This is a genomic window from Streptomyces sp. NPDC096136 (assembly GCF_044763325.1).
GTDB lineage: Bacteria > Actinomycetota > Actinomycetes > Streptomycetales > Streptomycetaceae > Streptomyces.
Genome location: NZ_JBIWFZ010000016.1, coordinates 117,919 through 134,561, shown reverse-complemented (window position 1 = coordinate 134,561; position 16,643 = coordinate 117,919). Strand labels below are relative to the sequence as shown.

12 protein-coding genes are annotated in these 16,643 nt (G+C 73.5%); 2 read left to right on the top strand and 10 right to left on the bottom strand.

Annotated elements, in window-relative coordinates; all coding sequences use genetic code 11:
* Positions 1-11: 11 nt before the first annotated feature.
* The 5 genes from ACIRBY_RS28100 to ACIRBY_RS28080 all read right to left on the bottom strand — a co-directional run bounded on the left by ACIRBY_RS28100 (position 12) and on the right by ACIRBY_RS28080 (position 9,138).
* Positions 12-1,322 (bottom strand): hypothetical protein, encoded by a 1,311-nt coding sequence (locus tag ACIRBY_RS28100; protein ID WP_403905492.1) that lies wholly within the window; start codon positions 1,320-1,322, stop codon positions 12-14.
* A gap of 68 nt (positions 1,323-1,390) precedes the next feature.
* A complete protein-coding gene (locus ACIRBY_RS28095) occupies positions 1,391-3,340 on the bottom strand; it encodes an acyl-CoA dehydrogenase family protein (RefSeq protein ID WP_403905491.1) in 1,950 nt (649 codons plus the stop codon).
* Between the two features lie 157 nt (positions 3,341-3,497).
* On the bottom strand, positions 3,498-4,943 hold the full coding sequence (locus ACIRBY_RS28090) for an aldehyde dehydrogenase family protein (protein ID WP_403905488.1): 1,446 nt from the start codon (positions 4,941-4,943) through the stop codon (positions 3,498-3,500).
* Positions 4,944-5,080: 137 nt separating this feature from the next.
* Positions 5,081-6,661, bottom strand: coding sequence for a PucR family transcriptional regulator (locus ACIRBY_RS28085; RefSeq protein ID WP_403905485.1), 1,581 nt, complete (start codon positions 6,659-6,661; stop codon positions 5,081-5,083).
* 134 nt (positions 6,662-6,795) lie between these two features.
* Positions 6,796-9,138, bottom strand: coding sequence for an ATP/GTP-binding protein (locus tag ACIRBY_RS28080; protein ID WP_403905483.1), 2,343 nt, complete (start codon positions 9,136-9,138; stop codon positions 6,796-6,798).
* 238 nt (positions 9,139-9,376) lie between these two features.
* On the opposite strand from ACIRBY_RS28080, the gene gabT reads away from it, so the two are divergent.
* Positions 9,377-10,723 (top strand): 4-aminobutyrate--2-oxoglutarate transaminase, encoded by a 1,347-nt coding sequence (gene gabT / locus ACIRBY_RS28075; protein ID WP_403905481.1) that lies wholly within the window; start codon positions 9,377-9,379, stop codon positions 10,721-10,723.
* A 445-nt stretch (positions 10,724-11,168) separates the two neighbouring features.
* Entirely contained in the window at positions 11,169-11,642 is a 474-nt protein-coding gene (locus ACIRBY_RS28070) for a phosphatase PAP2 family protein (RefSeq protein ID WP_403905479.1), read from the top strand.
* Between the two features lie 41 nt (positions 11,643-11,683).
* Here ACIRBY_RS28070 and ACIRBY_RS28065 read toward each other — a convergent pair whose 3' ends face one another.
* From ACIRBY_RS28065 to ACIRBY_RS28045, 5 genes are all read right to left on the bottom strand, one after another.
* Entirely contained in the window at positions 11,684-12,154 is a 471-nt protein-coding gene (locus tag ACIRBY_RS28065; RefSeq protein WP_403905476.1) for a hypothetical protein, read from the bottom strand.
* Positions 12,155-12,297: 143 nt separating this feature from the next.
* Positions 12,298-13,716, bottom strand: coding sequence for an NAD(P)/FAD-dependent oxidoreductase (locus ACIRBY_RS28060; protein ID WP_403905474.1), 1,419 nt, complete (start codon positions 13,714-13,716; stop codon positions 12,298-12,300).
* 21 nt (positions 13,717-13,737) lie between these two features.
* Positions 13,738-14,532 (bottom strand): ABC transporter permease, encoded by a 795-nt coding sequence (locus ACIRBY_RS28055; protein WP_403905472.1) that lies wholly within the window; start codon positions 14,530-14,532, stop codon positions 13,738-13,740.
* On the bottom strand, positions 14,532-15,461 hold the full coding sequence (locus ACIRBY_RS28050) for an ABC transporter permease (RefSeq protein ID WP_403905469.1): 930 nt from the start codon (positions 15,459-15,461) through the stop codon (positions 14,532-14,534). The genes ACIRBY_RS28055 and ACIRBY_RS28050 overlap by 1 nt, the downstream gene beginning before the upstream one ends.
* Complete coding sequence (locus ACIRBY_RS28045) at positions 15,458-16,624, bottom strand: ABC transporter ATP-binding protein (RefSeq protein WP_403905467.1); 1,167 nt, start codon at positions 16,622-16,624, stop codon at positions 15,458-15,460. Before ACIRBY_RS28045 ends, ACIRBY_RS28050 begins: the two co-directional genes overlap by 4 nt.
* Between the last annotated feature and the right edge of the window lie 19 nt (positions 16,625-16,643).

Below are 16,643 nucleotides of genomic sequence, written 5' to 3'. Positions count from 1 at the left end.
GTTGCCGCTCCTCAGGGGCGCTTGGACACGGAGTCCCCGTCCGTGACCCGCGCGAGGAGTTCGGGGAGGGTACCGGCGAAGTCGGGCAGGGCGCGGGCCGCGCGCCACCAGGCCTCCGGGTCGTCGCCGAGGGCCGCGTGGAAGAGCCGGTCGGCCTCGGCGCGGGCGGCGAGCACCGCGGCCGGGCGGTCGTGGCGGTCGGGGTGGCCGATGTCGCCGAGCCACTGGTCCTCGTCGAGCGCCCAGCAGGCGGGGACCTTGTGCCGGATGACGTCGGCGCCGGTGAGCAGGGAGCGGTCCAGGCAGTCGCGGACCCAGCGGACGTCCTCGGAGGCGGTGTCCATCGGCACGGCCAGGCTCACCAGGGCCAGCTCGCGCTCCCACGCCCCGACGGGCTCGGCGGGGGCCGCCTCCGGCGCGAGGTGGCGTACGGCGCGGGCCAGCGCCGGGTCGTGCCGTACGGCGCCGGGCGCGGCCGGGGTGCCCGCGGCCAGGGCGGCCGCCAGCTCGGGCAGGGTGCCGCGGAAGCCGGCGCCGCGGCGGGCCAGTTCGGCCCACGGCCCGGGGTCCTCGCCGAGCAGGGGGCGCAGGGCGCGGTGCACGGCCGACTGCATCTCGGCCTGTTCGGGCAGGCTCCAGCGCAGGCCGCGGGTGACGGGGAGGTGCCCGAGCAGCAGGGTGTGGGCGGCGGGGGCGACGTGGGCGACGAGCTCGTCGCAGGTCAGCAGGCCCATCCGGACGGCGCGGACGGCGGGCCGGTACCAGTGGCGCCCGTACGGCCGTCCGGCGCGCGCGTCGAGCAGCGCGAGGCACTCCCACCGGGACAGCCCGCCCGCCAGCAGCAGCGCCTCGACGGCGCCGGGCGGCAGCGGGGCGCGGGCGTGCTCGCGGAGCAGCTGCCCGGGGTCGAGGTCGTGCGGCATGCGCAGCAGGGTGAGCGGGATCCGCGGGCGGCGGCCGTGGCGGCGCAGCAGGGCGGTCAGCGCGTCGGTGGTGAAGGGGCCCGGGCCCACCTCGGCCAGCAGCTCGGGCGAGGGGCCGGGCCGGGCGGCGTACCGGGCGGCGCCGGGCAGGCCGGGCAGGGGGCGGCCGACGACGTGCGGGTTGCGGGCGATGTAGTGCCGGTCGGCCGCGGTGCCCTGGCGCAGCAGCAGGGTGACTGCGGCGGCGGGCAGCCACTCGTCGCGGCACAGGTACTTGCGCACGGGCTCGTCGAGCCGGTCGAGGAGGGCGGCGACGACGTGGTGCGGTGCGTGGCGCAGCAGGTGCGCCACGCACCGGGCCAGCCTTCTGCTGGCCCGGTCCTCCTCGGCCGTCGGCATCGTCCTCGTCCGCCTCGCACTCGTAGCCGTGCTCGCACATCCGTCCGAACACTGCCGATGATGGCAGGTCAGCGCAGGGGACGGTGAACGTTTTTCCTCGCGGACGGGCCGGGGGCGGCGTCCGCGATCCACGGGCCGTCGCCGGAGGGGTCGAGGACGCCCTCCTCCAGCCAGGCGTAGGTGCCGGACAGGACGCCCCGGACGACCTTGCCGTCGAGGTCGTCGGTGTTGGCCCAGAGGCGGCCGAAGAGCTCCTCGACGCGCAGCCTGGACTGCCGGCAGAAGGCGTCGGCCAGCTGGTAGGCCTCGCGGCCGTGGTCGCCGGTGGCGCGCAGGTGCTCGGCGCGCACGCAGGCCGCGCTCATCGCGAAGAGCTCGGCGCCGATGTCCACGATCCGCCCGAGGAAGCCCTGTTTGGTCTCCATGCGGCCCTGCCAGCGGGACATCGCGTAGAAGGTCGAGCGGGCGAGTTTGCGGGAGCCGCGCTCCACGTAGCGCAGGTGGGTGGCGAGGTCGGGGTGTCCGGCCGGGTGGAACTCGCGGTAGGCGCCGGGGACCTGGCCCGGGCCGGCGGCGAGCCGGGGCAGCCAGCGGGCGTAGAAGCCGGCCGCGCGGGCGCCCGCCCTCGCCTTGTCTCCGAGGTCCTTGTCGGGGTCGATGAGGTCGCCGGCGACCGACAGGTGGGCGTCGACGGCCTCGCGGGCGATCAGCAGGTGCATGATCTCGGTGGAGCCCTCGAAGATCCGGTTGATGCGCAGGTCGCGCAGCAGCTGCTCGGCGGGCACGGCCCGCTCCCCGCGCGCCGCGAGCGACTCGGCGGTCTCGAAGCCGCGGCCGCCGCGGATCTGCACCAGCTCGTCGGCCATCAGGCAGGCCATCTCGGAGCCGTAGAGCTTGGCGAGGGCCGCTTCGATGCGGATGTCGTTGCGGTCCTCGTCGGCCATCTGGGAGGCGAGGTCCACCACGGCCTCCAGGGCGAAGGTGGTGGCGGCGATGAAGGAGATCTTGGCGCCGACGGCCTCGTGCCGGGCGACCGGGCGGCCCCACTGCTCGCGGACGGCGGACCACTCGCGGGCGATCTTCAGACACCACTTGCCGGCGCCCACGCACATCGCGGGCAGCGACAGCCGGCCGGTGTTGAGGGTGGTCAGGGCGATCTTGAGTCCGGCCCCCTCGGGGCCGATCCGCTGGGAGGCGGGCACCCGGACGCGGTGGAAGCGGGTGACGCCGTTCTCCAGGCCGCGCAGGCCCATGAAGGCGTTGCGGTGCTCGACGGTGATCCCCGGCGAGTCGGCCTCGACGACGAAGGCGGTGATCCCGCCCCGGTGGCCCTCCGACTTCGGCACCCGGGCCATCACCACGAGCAGGTCGGCGACCACCCCGTTGGTGGTCCACAGCTTCACCCCGTCGAGGAGGTAGGCGTCCTCGTCCGCGGGGTCCGGGACGGCGGTGGTGGCCAGGCGCGCCGGGTCGGAGCCGACGTCGGGCTCGGTCAGCAGGAAGGCGCTGATGGCGCTGGTGGCGCAGCGCGGCAGGTAGGCGTCCTTCTGCTCCTTGGTGCCGAACATCTTCAGCGGCTGGGGCACGCCGATGGACTGGTGGGCGGAGAGCAGGGCGCCGATGGCCGGGCTGACGGAGCCGACGAGGGCGAGCGCCTTGTTGTAGTACACCTGGGTGAGGCCCAGGCCCCCGTACTCGGGGCTGATCTTCATGCCGAGGGCGCCGAGCTCCTTGAGCCCGCGCACCGTCTCGTCGGGGATCCGCGCCTCGCGCTCGATGCGCTGTCCGTCGATCTGGTTCTCGCAGAAGTCCCGCAGCCGGGCGAGGAAGGCCTCGCCGCGCCGGACGTCCTCGTCGGCGGGGAGCGGGTGGGGGTGGATCAGGTCGAGCCGGAAGCGGCCGAGGAAGAGCTCCTTGGCGAAGCTGGGTTTGCGCCAGTCCTGCTCCCGGGCCGCTTCCGCGACCTGCCGTGCCTCGCGCTCGGTCACCTTGGGCTGTACGGGCTGTGTTGCCGACATCCGGGTCCTCACCTCGCCGCATCGGGGGCTGCCGATCGGTTGCGTGTGAGTCGTACCCGTTTCGGGCGCCGGGGATTCGGGGGGTGTGGCAAAAGGGGGACGGCCGGAGCCCCCGCACAGTAGGCTCCGGCCGTCGGTCCGTGACCGTACGAGTCGGTCAGATGTCGAGGCCCGTGAGGACCAGGACGCGCTCGTACGTGTAGTCGTCCATCGCGTAGCGCACGCCCTCGCGGCCCACGCCGGACTGCTTGACGCCGCCGTACGGCATCTGGTCGGCGCGGTACGACGGGGCGTCGCCGATGATCACACCGCCGACCTCGAGCTCGCGGTGGGCGCGGAAGGCGACCTGGACGTCGCGGGTGAAGACGCCGGTCTGCAGGCCGAACTTCGAGTCGTTGACGGCGGCGAAGGCCTCGTCGGTGTTCTCGACCCGGGTGAGGGTCAGGACCGGGCCGAAGACCTCCTCGGTCGCCAGCTTGACGCCGGCCGGGACGTCCGCGAGGACGGTCGGCTCGACCGTGGCGCCGTCGCGCTTGCCGCCGGTGAGCAGCTTGGCGCCGGCGGAGACGGCCTCGTCCACCCAGGACTCGACGCGCTTGGCGGCGTCCTCGGAGACCAGCGGGCCGACGTCGGTGGCGTCGTCCGCCGGGTCCCCGGTGACCTGGGCCTGGACCTTCGCGACGACCCTCTCGACGAGGCGGTCGTAGACGGAGGCGTCGGCGATCACGCGCTGCACGGAGATGCAGGACTGGCCGGCCTGGTAGTTCGAGAAGGTCGCGATGCGGGTCGCGGCCCAGTCGAGGTCGGCGTCGGAGGACCAGTCGGCGAGGACCACGGCCGCGGCGTTGCCGCCGAGCTCCAGGGTGCAGTGCTTGTGGGGCACCGACTGCTGGATGGCGTAGCCGACGGTGTCGGAGCCGGTGAAGGAGATGACCGGGAGGCGGTCGTCCTTGACCAGGGCCGGCATCTTGTCGTTGGCGACCGGCAGGACGGACCAGGAACCGGCCGGCAGGTCGGTCTCGGCGAGCAGCTCGCCCAGGATCAGACCGGAGAGCGGGGTGGCCGGGGCCGGCTTCAGGATGATCGGCGCGCCGACGGCGATGGCGGGAGCCACCTTGTGGGCGCACAGGTTCAGCGGGAAGTTGAACGGCGCGATGCCGAGGACCGGGCCCTTGACGAAGCGGCGGGTCAGGGCGAGACGGCCGACGCCGCCGGCGTCGGTGTCCAGGCGCTGGGCCTCTCCGCCGTTGAAGCGGCGGGCCTCTTCGGCGGCGAAGCGGAAGACGGACACCGCACGGCCGACCTCACCGCGCGCCCACTTGATCGGCTTGCCGTTCTCGGCGGAGATCAGCTGGGCGATCTCCTCGGTGCGCTCGGTGAGCCGCTTGGACACGTGGTCCAGGGCGGCGGCCCGTACGTGGGCGGGCGTCGCGGAGAACTCCGCCGTCACGGCGTACGCCGCGGCCACGGCCTCTTCCACCTGGGCGTCGGTGGGCACGCTGACGGTGCCGACGAGCCGGCCGTCCCACGGGTTGTGGACGTCGAAGCTGTCCTCGCCGGTGGCCTGGCGGCCGGCGAGCCAGAAGGCGTGGGTGGAAGTCATGCGAATCCCGGCCCTTCGGTGTGTGCGGTGGTCCTTGTCCCCACCACGGTAGGTCGCCGCGGCCGATTCGCGGTTTATCCGCGTTGGAGAACCTCCGCGCGCACCTGCGCCGCTTTGTCAGTGTCGCGGTGCGCCGCTCAGCGCTGGGCCGGGCTGGCCTTCAGGGCGAGCCACAGCTCCATGCGGACGTCCGGGTCGTCCAGGGAGCGCCCGAGGATCTCCTCGACGCGCTTCATCCGGTAGCGCAGGGTGTGCCGGTGGACGCCGAGGTCGGCGGCGGCCGCGTCCCACTGCCCGTGCCGCGCCAGCCAGGCCTGGAGCGAGGCGACCAGATCGCCCCGGCCGGTCGCGTCGTGCTCCCGCAGGGCCCGCAGGGTGCCCTCGGCGAACGCCCGCACCGCGTCGTCGGCCAGCAACGGCAGCACCGACCCCGCAGCGAGGTCCTCGTGCTCGACCAGGGGCCGCCCCCGGCGCCGGGCCACGGCGAGCGCCTGGTCGGCCTGCTTGAACGCGGCGGCCACCCCCTCGGGCCCGGCCGCCGCCGAGAGGCCCACGACCAGCTCGTCCGGCTCCGGCCCCGCCGTCTCCCGCCCGCGCCGGGACTCCAGCGCCTCGGCGTGGTCCGCGCACGCCTGCACCGCGGCGCCCCCGTCGGCGGCGAGCACCACCAGCCGTCCGGGCTCGGGCACCACCAGCAGCGCCTCCCCGGTCCGCGACGCGGCCGACTCCACCGCGTCGGCCAGCTGCGCCAGCCCCTCCGGCTGGGCCGTCCCCGCCAGGGCCGGCTCCGCGACGACGATCCGGAACGGCGCCTCCAGCAGGGGCCCGTACAGGTCCCCGGCCACCGCCCGGGCGTGCTCCGCCTCCCCCTCCAGCAGCATCCGCAGCACCGCCGCCCCCAGCCGGGACTCCGCGTCGTGCAGGGACCGCGAGCGCTCGGTGGTCAGGGTCAGCAGGGCGACGGCGGAGTGCACCGCGTACCGCTCGGCGGTGCCCAGCGGGGCCGCCGTGCCCACGGCCAGGGCCCCCCGCGCCCGCCGTCCGGTGCCGAGGGACTGGAGCTCGACCCGGTCCTCCGCACCGCCGACCACCGCACTGGCGGGCGCCGGCCGCTCCCGCAGCCGCTCCACGTCCGGGGTCAGCCGGGCGGCCCGCCGCGCGGCCCAGTCGGGGGCGGCGGCGACGACGGCGCCGGAGGTGTCGTACAGCGCGGCCCAGCCGTGCACGTGGGCCGCGAGCTTCGCCAGGAGGTCGGCCGGGCCGTCGGAGGACAGCGCGGCCCGGGTCAGCTCGCGCTGCGCCTCGAAGCCGGCGGTGACGGCCCGGTACTGGTCGGCCGCGAGGGCCGCCGAGACGGCCTTGCTGATGGCGAGGAACGGGGTCCGCCGGGGGACCTCCAGCAGCGGCAGGTCCTCCTCGCGGGCGGCCTGGACCAGCGCGTCGGGGACGGCGTCGTAGTTGACGCCGACGGCGAAGCCGATGCCGACGACGCCGGCGGCCGCGAGGCGCCGTACGTAGCGCCGCATCTCCTCGGGGTCGTCGGCGTCCAGCTTCATGGCGGTGACGAGCAGCAGCTCGCCGCCCTCCATATAGGGGACGGGGTCGGCGAGCTCGCTGACGTGGGCCCAGCGCACCGGCGTGTCGAGGCGGCCCTCCCCCGCCCGGACGCTGAGCTTGAGCGCCGAGTGCTGGACGAGCGAGGCGAGGGTGAGCGGCATCGGTACCAGGAGCCTTCGGGGGAGGGCGGGGAGCAGCGGGCGGGACGTCCTCGATCCTGGGCTCCCCCGGTCCGGGGACTTCTCCACGTCGTACGAACGACCCCTCTCGATTCTGCCACCCCGTACGGGTCCGCTCAGCCCGTCCCGGCCAGCCGGAGCAGAAGCGGAGCTGCGCGTTCCCCTCGAATGGAGGTCAGGGAGAGCACCGCGCACCCGGGCGGTACGGCGTGCGCCAGCTCGGAGGCGGACCAGCGCTCGCGTTCCACCTGGCGCACGGTGACCGCGTCGGTGGTCACCGCCTTGCCGGTGACCATCTTGCGGAAGGCGTGGATGGCGCGGGTCAGCGGCTGGTCGGCGAAGACGGTGCGGTGGGTGACGTCGCGGGTCTCGACCCATTCGGTGCCCCAGGCCTCGGCGAAGCGCTGCCCGTCCCAGGTGGTCACCCCGGAGAAGGCCATCCGGCAGCCGACCGCCCCGAGCAGCGGCGTCCGCAGGGCCTCCGGTACGTCGTCCAGCGAGCGCAGCGCGAGCAGGACCCCGGCGTTCGCCGAGCGCAGCCGCTGGAGTCCGCGGACGGTCTCCGGGGTCAGGGTGTGGGAGGCGTCGTCGAGGGCGAGGAAGGCGAACAGCGACCGGTCGGCGCGGGCGGCGGCGGAGGCGTTGAACTGGGCGAGCAGCAGCCGGGCGAGCATCCGCGAGGCGTCGGCGTGCCCGCGCTCGGGCAGGTCCACGCGGACCCGGACGGGGTGTTCGAGGGCGCGCAGCGAGAAGGGCCGCCCGCGTCCGGTGGTGTCGAAGAAGCCGGCGAAGGCGGGCCGGTCGAGCAGGGCGATCCGGTCGGCGAGGGCCGGGCCCGGGTCGCCGTGGGCCCCGTACTGGCGCTCGCGCGCGTCGAGCTCGCGGAGCATCGCCTGCTGGCCGGCGCCCTCCAGGGCCTGGCGCAGGGAGGTGACGGCGGTGGGCACCCCGTCGAGCAGCTCGCGCAGCTCGGGCACGGCGGGGAAGCGGCCGTGCGCGGCGCGGAACGGGCCGAGCAGCTGTGCGAGGGCGGTCGCGGCGCGGCGCACGTCGGCGCCGGGGACGTCGGCGACCAGGGCCTCGGCGAGGAGGGCGGCGGCCTCGTCGCAGTCGCCGGTGCCGCCGTAGAGGTCGAGGTCGTGGACGGAGTCGGGGTCGCCGACGCGGACCACGATGTCGTAGGCCTCGTCGGGCCCGAGCCGGGAGCCGGCGGCGCCGACGGCGATGACGGCGGCCTGGCCGGCCAGCGCCTGGAGCGCGAGCGACTCGACGACGGGCCGCACGAGGCGGGCGGTCTTGCCGCTGCCGGAGGGGCCGACGGCCAGCAGGGAGGTCCCGAGGACGTCGGGGCCGAGGGCGAGGCCGGTGCCGCGGCGGGCGTAGGGGTTGCGCTCCCCGTCCTCGACGGTGCCGAGCAGCACCTGGCGGGCGAGGAGGTCGTGCCGGGCGGCCCGGACCGGGAGGTCGCGGTCGCCGGAGGGGTGGACGCAGGCGGCGGCGCCCTTGTCGCGGACGGCGTCGGCGAAGGCCGACAGCCGGGTGGGGTCGGCGCGCACGGTCTCCCACGCCCGCCGGATCCGCGCGTAGTCCACGTCGTTCATCCCCCCGCCCCGCACCTCCCCCCCGAGCCTCTCGGCCACCTCGCCAAGCCCGGCGTCCCGCAACTCGGGCCAGAGGGCGGGGTCGGCGGCGGGCGCCTGCGCCGGTACCGGAGCGGCTTTGACGCCCGGCTCCGCCACCTGCCCGGAGCCTGCCGCTCCCCACCACCCGCCAAGGCGCCCGAAGTACAAGGCGACGGGGGCATAGAGCAGGAAATTCAGCAGCAGGCTGACCACGAGCCCCAGCACCGGCGGCATGTCCTTGTACGGAAGGTGCTCGAAGAACAGGGCATCTGCAGGAACGGTATTGGTCCAGATGAGCAGGGCCACCAGCAGGGCGCCGGCCGCGGCCCCCGCCTTTCGCGCCTGCGGCCCCCGGGCGACGACGAGTCGGTCGAACGCGGCCCTCCAGGCGCCGAGGCGGCTGAACCAGGCCACCAGCCCGCCCGTCAAGAGCAGCTCGTACACCTGCAGGGCGGCCTGGCCCCGGTGGTCGACGGCCGCGCCGCCCAGTTCCCACCAGTCGCGAGGGGTGAAGAGCTTGAGCGGTACCTCGATGTAGGGGATGTAGCCATTGGTCAGCAGGGACCACACCAGCACACAGGCAAGCAAGGAGATGACCACCCCGCTCAGCAGCGACCGGTTGGCGACGGGATCGCTCGCGCCCCCCTCGCGCGGTACGTACCCGAACCGCCACACCCCCGGCTCGGCCTCCGGGCGCGGCGTGCGGAGCCAGCCCTCCAGCGGGGTGCCGACCGCCGGTGCGTGTCGGGGTTTCGGCGGGGCCTTGGCGGGGGGCGCCGGGCGGGGGACGTGCCCCGTTCGGGTCGCCTGTCCGTCGTTGGTGCCCTCGCTGTCCATGAACCCCTGCCCCCTGCCGTTCCTGTAACGCCGCGGCGCTCAATCTAGTGCCCGGCCCCCCACTTGGGCCCGTACCCGGCATGATCCACGGACCACGCGCCGCACCCTTCCTATGGCCGTCACGGACAAGGACACGCGGACACCACTCCCTAACGGAGCATGCCTTACCCCCTCCCCCGGGCCTAGCCTGCGGACAAAGACACAAGTGCGTCCGAAAACACCCCCCAGGGAGCCCTCTATGACCGCTGTCCCGCAGGAGCGCCGCATCGTCACCGCGATCCCCGGCCCCAAGTCGCAGGAGCTTCAGGCCCGCCGCCTTTCGACGGTGGCCGGCGGCGTGGGCTCCGTGCTCCCCGTCTTCACGGCGCGCGCGGGCGGCGGCATCATCGAGGACGTCGACGGCAACCGCCTGATCGACTTCGGCTCCGGCATCGCCGTGACCTCCGTCGGCGCCTCCGCCGAGGCCGTCGTGCGCCGCGCCTCCGCGCAGCTCGCCGACTTCACCCACACCTGCTTCATGGTCACCCCCTACGAGGGCTACGTCGAGGTCTGCGAGGCCCTCGCCGAGCTGACCCCCGGCACCCACGCCAAGAAGTCGGCCCTGTTCAACTCCGGCGCCGAGGCCGTCGAGAACGCCGTCAAGATCGCCCGCGCGCACACCAAGCGCCAGGCCGTCGTCGTCTTCGACCACGGCTACCACGGCCGCACGAACCTGACGATGGCGCTGACGGCGAAGAACATGCCGTACAAGCACGGCTTCGGTCCGTTCGCCCCCGAGGTCTACCGCGTCCCGGTCGCCTACGGCTACCGCTGGCCCACCGGTGCCGAGAACTGCGGCCCCGAGGCCGCCGCCCAGGCGATCGACCAGATCACCAAGCAGATCGGCGCCGAGAACGTCGCCGCGATCATCATCGAGCCGGTCCTCGGCGAGGGCGGCTTCATCGAGCCGGCCAAGGGCTTCCTCCCGGCGATCGTGAAGTTCGCCAACGAGAACGGCATCGTCTTCGTCGCCGACGAGATCCAGTCCGGCTTCTGCCGCACCGGCCAGTGGTTCGCGTGCGAGGACGAGGGCATCGTCCCGGACCTGATCACCACCGCCAAGGGCATCGCGGGCGGTCTGCCGCTCGCCGCCGTGACGGGCCGCGCCGAGATCATGGACGCCGCGCACGCGGGCGGCCTGGGCGGCACCTACGGCGGCAACCCGGTGGCCTGCGCCGGCGCGCTCGGCTCCATCGAGACCATGAAGGAGCTCGACCTCAATGCCAAGGCGAAGAACATCGAGTCCCTCATGAAGTCCCGCCTCTCCGCGATGCAGGAGAAGTACGACATCATCGGCGACATCCGCGGCCGCGGCGCCATGATCGCGATCGAGCTCGTGAAGGACCCGGCGTCCAAGACCCCGTTCCCGGAGGCGGCCGGCGCCCTCGCCAAGGCCTGCCACGCCGAGGGCCTGCTCGTCCTCACCTGCGGCACCTACGGCAACGTGCTCCGCTTCCTGCCGCCGCTGGTCATCAGCGACGAGCTGCTGAACGAGGGCCTGGACCTCATCGAGGCGGCCTTCGCGGCCATCGGCACGGACGCCTGAGCGACCGGCCGAACACAGGAGCCCGCCGGTACCGTCGGTAACGGTCGGGCCCTGTGAAGAAGCTGTGGGGGGCCGATGACAAGAGGCCGTTCCTGCTGTCGGTCCCCCCTCGGCTGCCGTACGGTTTCTGCAGATGAGTGAGACAGACCGCTCCCGGGCGACCGGGGGCGACACCGGTACCGGGCTTCCCCAGCGCCGTACTGGGCATGCGTTCGCGCACACTCCTCTCCGATCGGACGGCCGTCCGCCCCAAACCCCCCGGGGCGCGCGGCAACCCGGTCCGGCCGGCCGTCCCGGAACCATCCCCCCTGTTCCGGGACGGCCGGCCTCTTTCCTCCCCCTGTTTCCGACGGCCGCGTGCGCCGTCCTCTTCGCCCTGATCACCTGGCAGGTCCTGGTCCGCGGACCGCTGCTGGCGCCGGACCGGGCACTGAGCCGCGCGCTGGTGCGCACCGTCCCCGACGCGGTCACCGAGCGCCTCGCGGACCTCGGGAACGTCCCGGTGGCCGTCCCGGTCCTCGCCCTGGCCATCGCGTACGCCGTCCGGCGCGGCCACCGGCTCGCCGCCCTCGCGGCCGGCCTGGCGATGGCCCTGGTGCCCGCGCTGATCGTGCCCCTCAAGGAGTGGACCGCCCGCCCGGGCCCGCTGGAGCCCTGGGCCGCCGGCTACTACCCCTCGGGCCACACGGCCACGGCCTTCACCGCCTACACGGCCGCGGCCCTCCTCCTCGCCCCGCACACCCGCCGCCGCTGGCCCCTGCCCGCCGCGGCCGCCCTGACGGCCCTGACCGCGGCGGGGCTGGTCCTGCGCGGCTTCCACTGGCCCCTGGACGTCCTGGCCAGCCTGCTGATGTGCACCCCGCTGCTGCTGGGCGTGCGCTGGGCGGCCGGCCGGAGCACGCGTCGGCGTTCCGGCTGAACTCCCGGCCGCCGCCGGGGGCCCGGTCCGCGCCGGCGGCCTCACGCACGGCCGCCCGGGCGCTCCCGCGCCAGGGTTCTGCCCGCCGCCTCGTGCAGGGCGAGTTCCAGCAGTGCCGGGTCGGTGAGGGTGCCCCGGCCGTCGGGGAGGTGCAGCCAGTGCGGGCCGCCCGTCGTCCGGCCGGGGTACGGGACCGCGATCCAGCTGCCGCGCCCCGCGCCCCGTACGCCCGTGCCGATCCAGCGGGAGGCGGTGCCCGCGGGTACGAAGAAGCCCAGGCGGCCGGTGTGGCGGGCGGCGAGCACCGGGCCGGGCGGGGCCGGCAGCCGGCGCAGGACGCCGAGGGCGGCCCGGCCCAGCTCCCCCGGGGCGACCAGGAGGTCCCAGAGCCGGCCGGCCGGCAGGAGGGCGACCCCGAGGGGGCCGCGCTCCCATTCCCACCGACAGGCGTCGGGGTCCGGCGCCGCCGCCACCAGCCACTCCACTGCCGTCCTGGTCCCCGGGAACGCCATCGCCCGGCCTCCGTTCGTCTCGCGGTGAGGGTTTCTCACCGGGAGAGAGCGGGGCCGGGCGGCGTTATGACGCGGGTCGGGCCACTCCGTGGAGGTGAAGCGGGTCACGGCCCCGGCGCGTGCGCGCGCCGGGGCCGTGACCGTCAGCTGTCGAAGCCGAGGCCGAGGCGGTCGAGCGCCTTCAGCCACAGGTTGCGGTGGCCGCCCCGGGCGTCGGCCCGGGCCAGCGACCACTTGGTGAGGGCGATCCCGGTCCAGGCCAGGGGCTCGGGCGGGAAGGGCATCGGCTTGGACTTCACCATCTCCAGCCGGGTGCGCTCGGTGGAGAGCCCGTCCAGCAGGTCCAGCATCACGTCCGCGCCGAATCGGGTGGCGCCCACCCCGAGCCCGGTGTAGCCGGCGGCGTAGGCGACCCGGCCGGAGTGCGCGGTGCCGAAGAAGGCCGAGAAGCGGGAGCAGGTGTCGATGGCCCCGCCCCAGGCGTGGCTGAAGCGCAGGCCCTCCAGCTGCGGGAAGGCGGTGAAGAAGTGCTCCGCCAGCTTGAGGTAGGTCTCCGGGCGGTGGTCGTACTCCGAGTCGAGCTTCCCCCGGTAGGGGTAGATCGCGTCGTAGCCGCCCCACAGGATCCGGTTGTCCCGGGTGATGCGGAAGTAGTGGAACTGGTTCGCGCTGTCGCCCAGCCCCGGCCGGTTCTTCCAGCCGACGGAGGCCAGCTGCTCCTCGGTCAGGGGCTCGGTCATCAGCGCGTAGTCGTACACCGGGACGGTGAACGGGCGCACGCGCTTGACCAGCGACGGGAAGATGTTGGTGCCCAGGGCGACCCGGCGGGCCAGGATCGTCCCGTAGGGGGTCTCCACCGTCATCCCGCGCCCGGCCCGCGCCATGCTGAGGCCGCGCGTGTTCTCGTAGATCCGCACGCCCTGCTCCAGGCAGGCCCGCTTCAGGCCCCAGGCCAGCTTGGCGGGGTTGAGCATGGCGACGCCGTCGCGGTCCCACAGGCCCGCGAGGAAGGTCGGCGAGTTGACCTCCGCGCGCAGGGCCTCGCCCTCCAGCCATTCGGAGCCGTCGGCGAGGCCCAGCTTGCGGGCCTCCTCGTGGAGTTCGCGCAGTTCCTCGACCTGGTGCGGCTCGGTGGCCACGTCGATCTCGCCGGTGCGCTCGAAGTCGCAGTCGATGCCGTAGCGGGCGACCGCCTCCTCGATGGCGTCGAGGTTGCGGGCGCCGAGCTCCTCCAGCTTGGCCAGCTCGCCGGGCCAGCGGGCCAGTCCGTTGGCGAAGCCGTGGGTGAGGGACGCGGCGCAGAAGCCTCCGTTGCGGCCGGAGGCGGCCCAGCCCGCCTCCTTGCTCTCGATCAGTACGACGTCCCGGCCGGGGTCGCGCTCCTTGGCGAGGAGCGCGGTCCACAGCCCGCTGTAGCCGCCTCCGACGACCAGCAGGTCGCAGCGCTCGTCGGAGGTGAGGGCCGGCTGCGGGTCGGGGCGGCCGGGGTCGTCCAGCCAGTACGAGACCGGCTTCGCTTCGGAAAGGGATTTCGCAACACTACGCATGGCGACTGGGGCCATGGCTTCCAACTCCCTACGGGGTTACTTCGGTTGTGCCTTCTTGCGGCGGTTGCCGGCCCACTGGCCGGCGAGGACCACCAGCACCGCGATGACGAACATCGCCGTGCCGATGACGTTGATCTGGACGGGCGTACCGCGCTGGGCCGATCCCCACACGAACATGGGGAAGGTGACGGTGTTGCCCGAGTTGAAGTTGGTGATGATGAAGTCGTCGAACGAGAGCGCGAAGGAGAGCAGCGCGCCCGCCGCGATACCGGGTGCCGCGATCGGCAGGGTGACGCGCAGGAAGGTCTGCACGGGCCCGGCGTAGAGGTCGCGGGCGGCCTCCTCCAGCCTCGGGTCCATCGACAGGACGCGCGCCTTGACGGCGGCGACGACGAAGCTGAGGCAGAACATCACGTGGGCGATCAGGATGGTCCAGAAGCCCAGCTGGATGCCCATGTTGAGGAACAGGGCGAGCAGCGAGGCGGCCATCACGATCTCGGGCATGGCCATCGGCAGGAAGATCAGCGAGTTGACCGCCCCGCGCGCCCGGAAGCGGTAGCGCACCAGCGCGAAGGCGATGGCGGTGCCGAGGACGGTGGCGCCTATGGTGGCCCAGAGGGCGATCTGGAGGGACAGTGCGAGGGAGCCGCACATGTCGGCGACCCCGCAGGGGTCCTTCCAGGCGTCGAGGGAGAACTCCTGCCAGGCGTAGTTGAAGCGGCCCGTGGGGTTGTTGAAGGAGAACACCGTCACGACGACGTTCGGCAGGATCATGTACGCGAGCGTGCCGAGGCCCGCGATGACGACGAGATTGCGGCGGAGCCAACGCATCAGACCAGGTCCTCCGTTCCCGCTCGGCGGATGTAGACGGTGACCATGATCAGCACGATGGCCATGAGGATGAACGACAGCGCGGCCGCCGTCGGGTAATCGAGGATCCGCAGGTACTGCGACTGGATGACGTTGCCGATCATCCGGGTGTCCGTGGAGCCGAGGAGCTCGGCGTTGACGTAGTCGCCGCTCGCGGGGATGAAGGTCAGCAGGGTCCCGGAGACCACGCCCGGCATCGAGAGCGGGAAGGTCACCTTGCGGAAGACCGTGGCCGGGGTGGCGTACAGGTCGCCCGCGGCCTCGTGGAGGCGGGTGTCGATGCGCTCCAGCGAGGTGTAGAGCGGCAGGATCATGAAGGGCAGGAAGTTGTACGTCAGGCCGCAGACCACGGCGAGCGGCGTGGCCAGCACCCGGCTCCCCTCGGTCATGCCGAGCCAGGAGGTGACGTCCAGGAATCCGACGGCGTTGAGGACGCCGACCACCGGGCCGCCGTCGGCCAGGATCGTCTTCCAGGCCAGGGTGCGGATCAGGAAGCTGGTGAAGAACGGGGCGATGACGAGGACCAGCAGGAGGTTGCGCCAGCGGCCCGCCCGGAAGGCGATCAGGTAGGCCAGCGGGTAGCCCAGCAGCAGGCACAGGACCGTCGCGGTGCCGGCGTAGACCAGGGAGCGCAGGAACTGCGGGAGGTACTCGGTGAAGGCGTCCCAGTAGGTCTGGAAGTGCCAGGTGACCTTGAAGCCCTCTTCGAGGGAGCCGGTCTGCACCGAGGTGGAGGCCTGGTAGATCATCGGCAGCACGAAGAAGACGAGCAGCCAGACGATGCCGGGCAGCAGCAGCCAGTACGGGATCAGGCGCTTGCGCAGCGAGGCGCGGTGGACCGGAGGCTCGGTCGGGGCGGCGGCCTGCGGGGGCGCGGCGGTGGCGGTCACGCGCTCTCCTCGACGGTCTCGATGCCCGCGTCGCCCGTCGTCCCCGCGAAGATGGACTGGTCCGCGTCCAGGCCGAAGGTGTGGTCCGGGTTCCAGTGCAGGACGACGTCGGCGCCGGGGACCAGGCGGGCGTCGCGCTCGATGTTCTGGACGTAGACCTCCAGCTCCGGGCAGACCGGGCTGTCGATCACGAACTGGGTGGAGACGCCGATGAAGGAGGAGTCGGCGATCTTGCCGGTGATCTTGTTGCGGCCGGCCGCGACGGTGTGCTCCTCCTCGGCCGGGACCAGGGAGATCTTCTCGGGACGCACGCCGACCAGCAGCTTTCCGCCGGTGCGGGGCGTGGTCGAACATCGGGCGGCGGGCAGCCGGAGCGTGGCGCCGGAGGCCGAGACGGTCACGTCGGAGCCGGTGGACTCCACGGAGGCCTCGATCAGGTTGGAGGTGCCGAGGAAGTTCGCGACGAAGGTGGTGCGCGGGTTCTCGTAGAGCTCGGCGGGGGCGCCCAGCTGCTCCACGCGGCCGCCGTTCATGACCGCGACCGTGTCGGCCATCGTCATGGCCTCCTCCTGGTCGTGGGTGACGTGCACGAAGGTGATGCCGACCTCGGTCTGGATCCGCTTGAGCTCCAGCTGCATCTGGCGGCGGAGCTTGAGGTCGAGGGCGCCGAGGGGCTCGTCGAGCAGGAGGACCTGGGGGTGGTTGATCAGGGCGCGGGCGACGGCCACGCGCTGCTGCTGTCCGCCGGAGAGCTGGTGGGGCTTCTTGCGGGCGTGCTCGCCGAGCTGGACGAGGTCGATCATCTCGTCGACCTGCTTCTTGACCGACTTGATGCCGCGGCGGCGCAGGCCGAAGGCTATGTTCTCGAAGATGTCCATGTGCGGGAACAGCGCGTAGCTCTGGAAGACGGTGTTCACCGGGCGCTTGTACGGCGGCAGGTGGGTCACCTCGCGCTCGCCCAGGCTGATGGTGCCGGTGGAGGGCTCCTCCAGGCCGGCGATCATGCGCAGGGTGGTGGTCTTCCCGCAGCCCGAGGCGCCGAGCAGGGCGAAGAAGGAGCCCTGGGGGATGGTGAGGTCCAGCGGGTGCACGGCGGTGAAGGAGCCGTAGTGCTTGCTGATCCCGGCGAGGCGGACGTCGCCGCTCGCGGTGGTGTCGGTCATGGGCCTGGGCCTTCGGTGG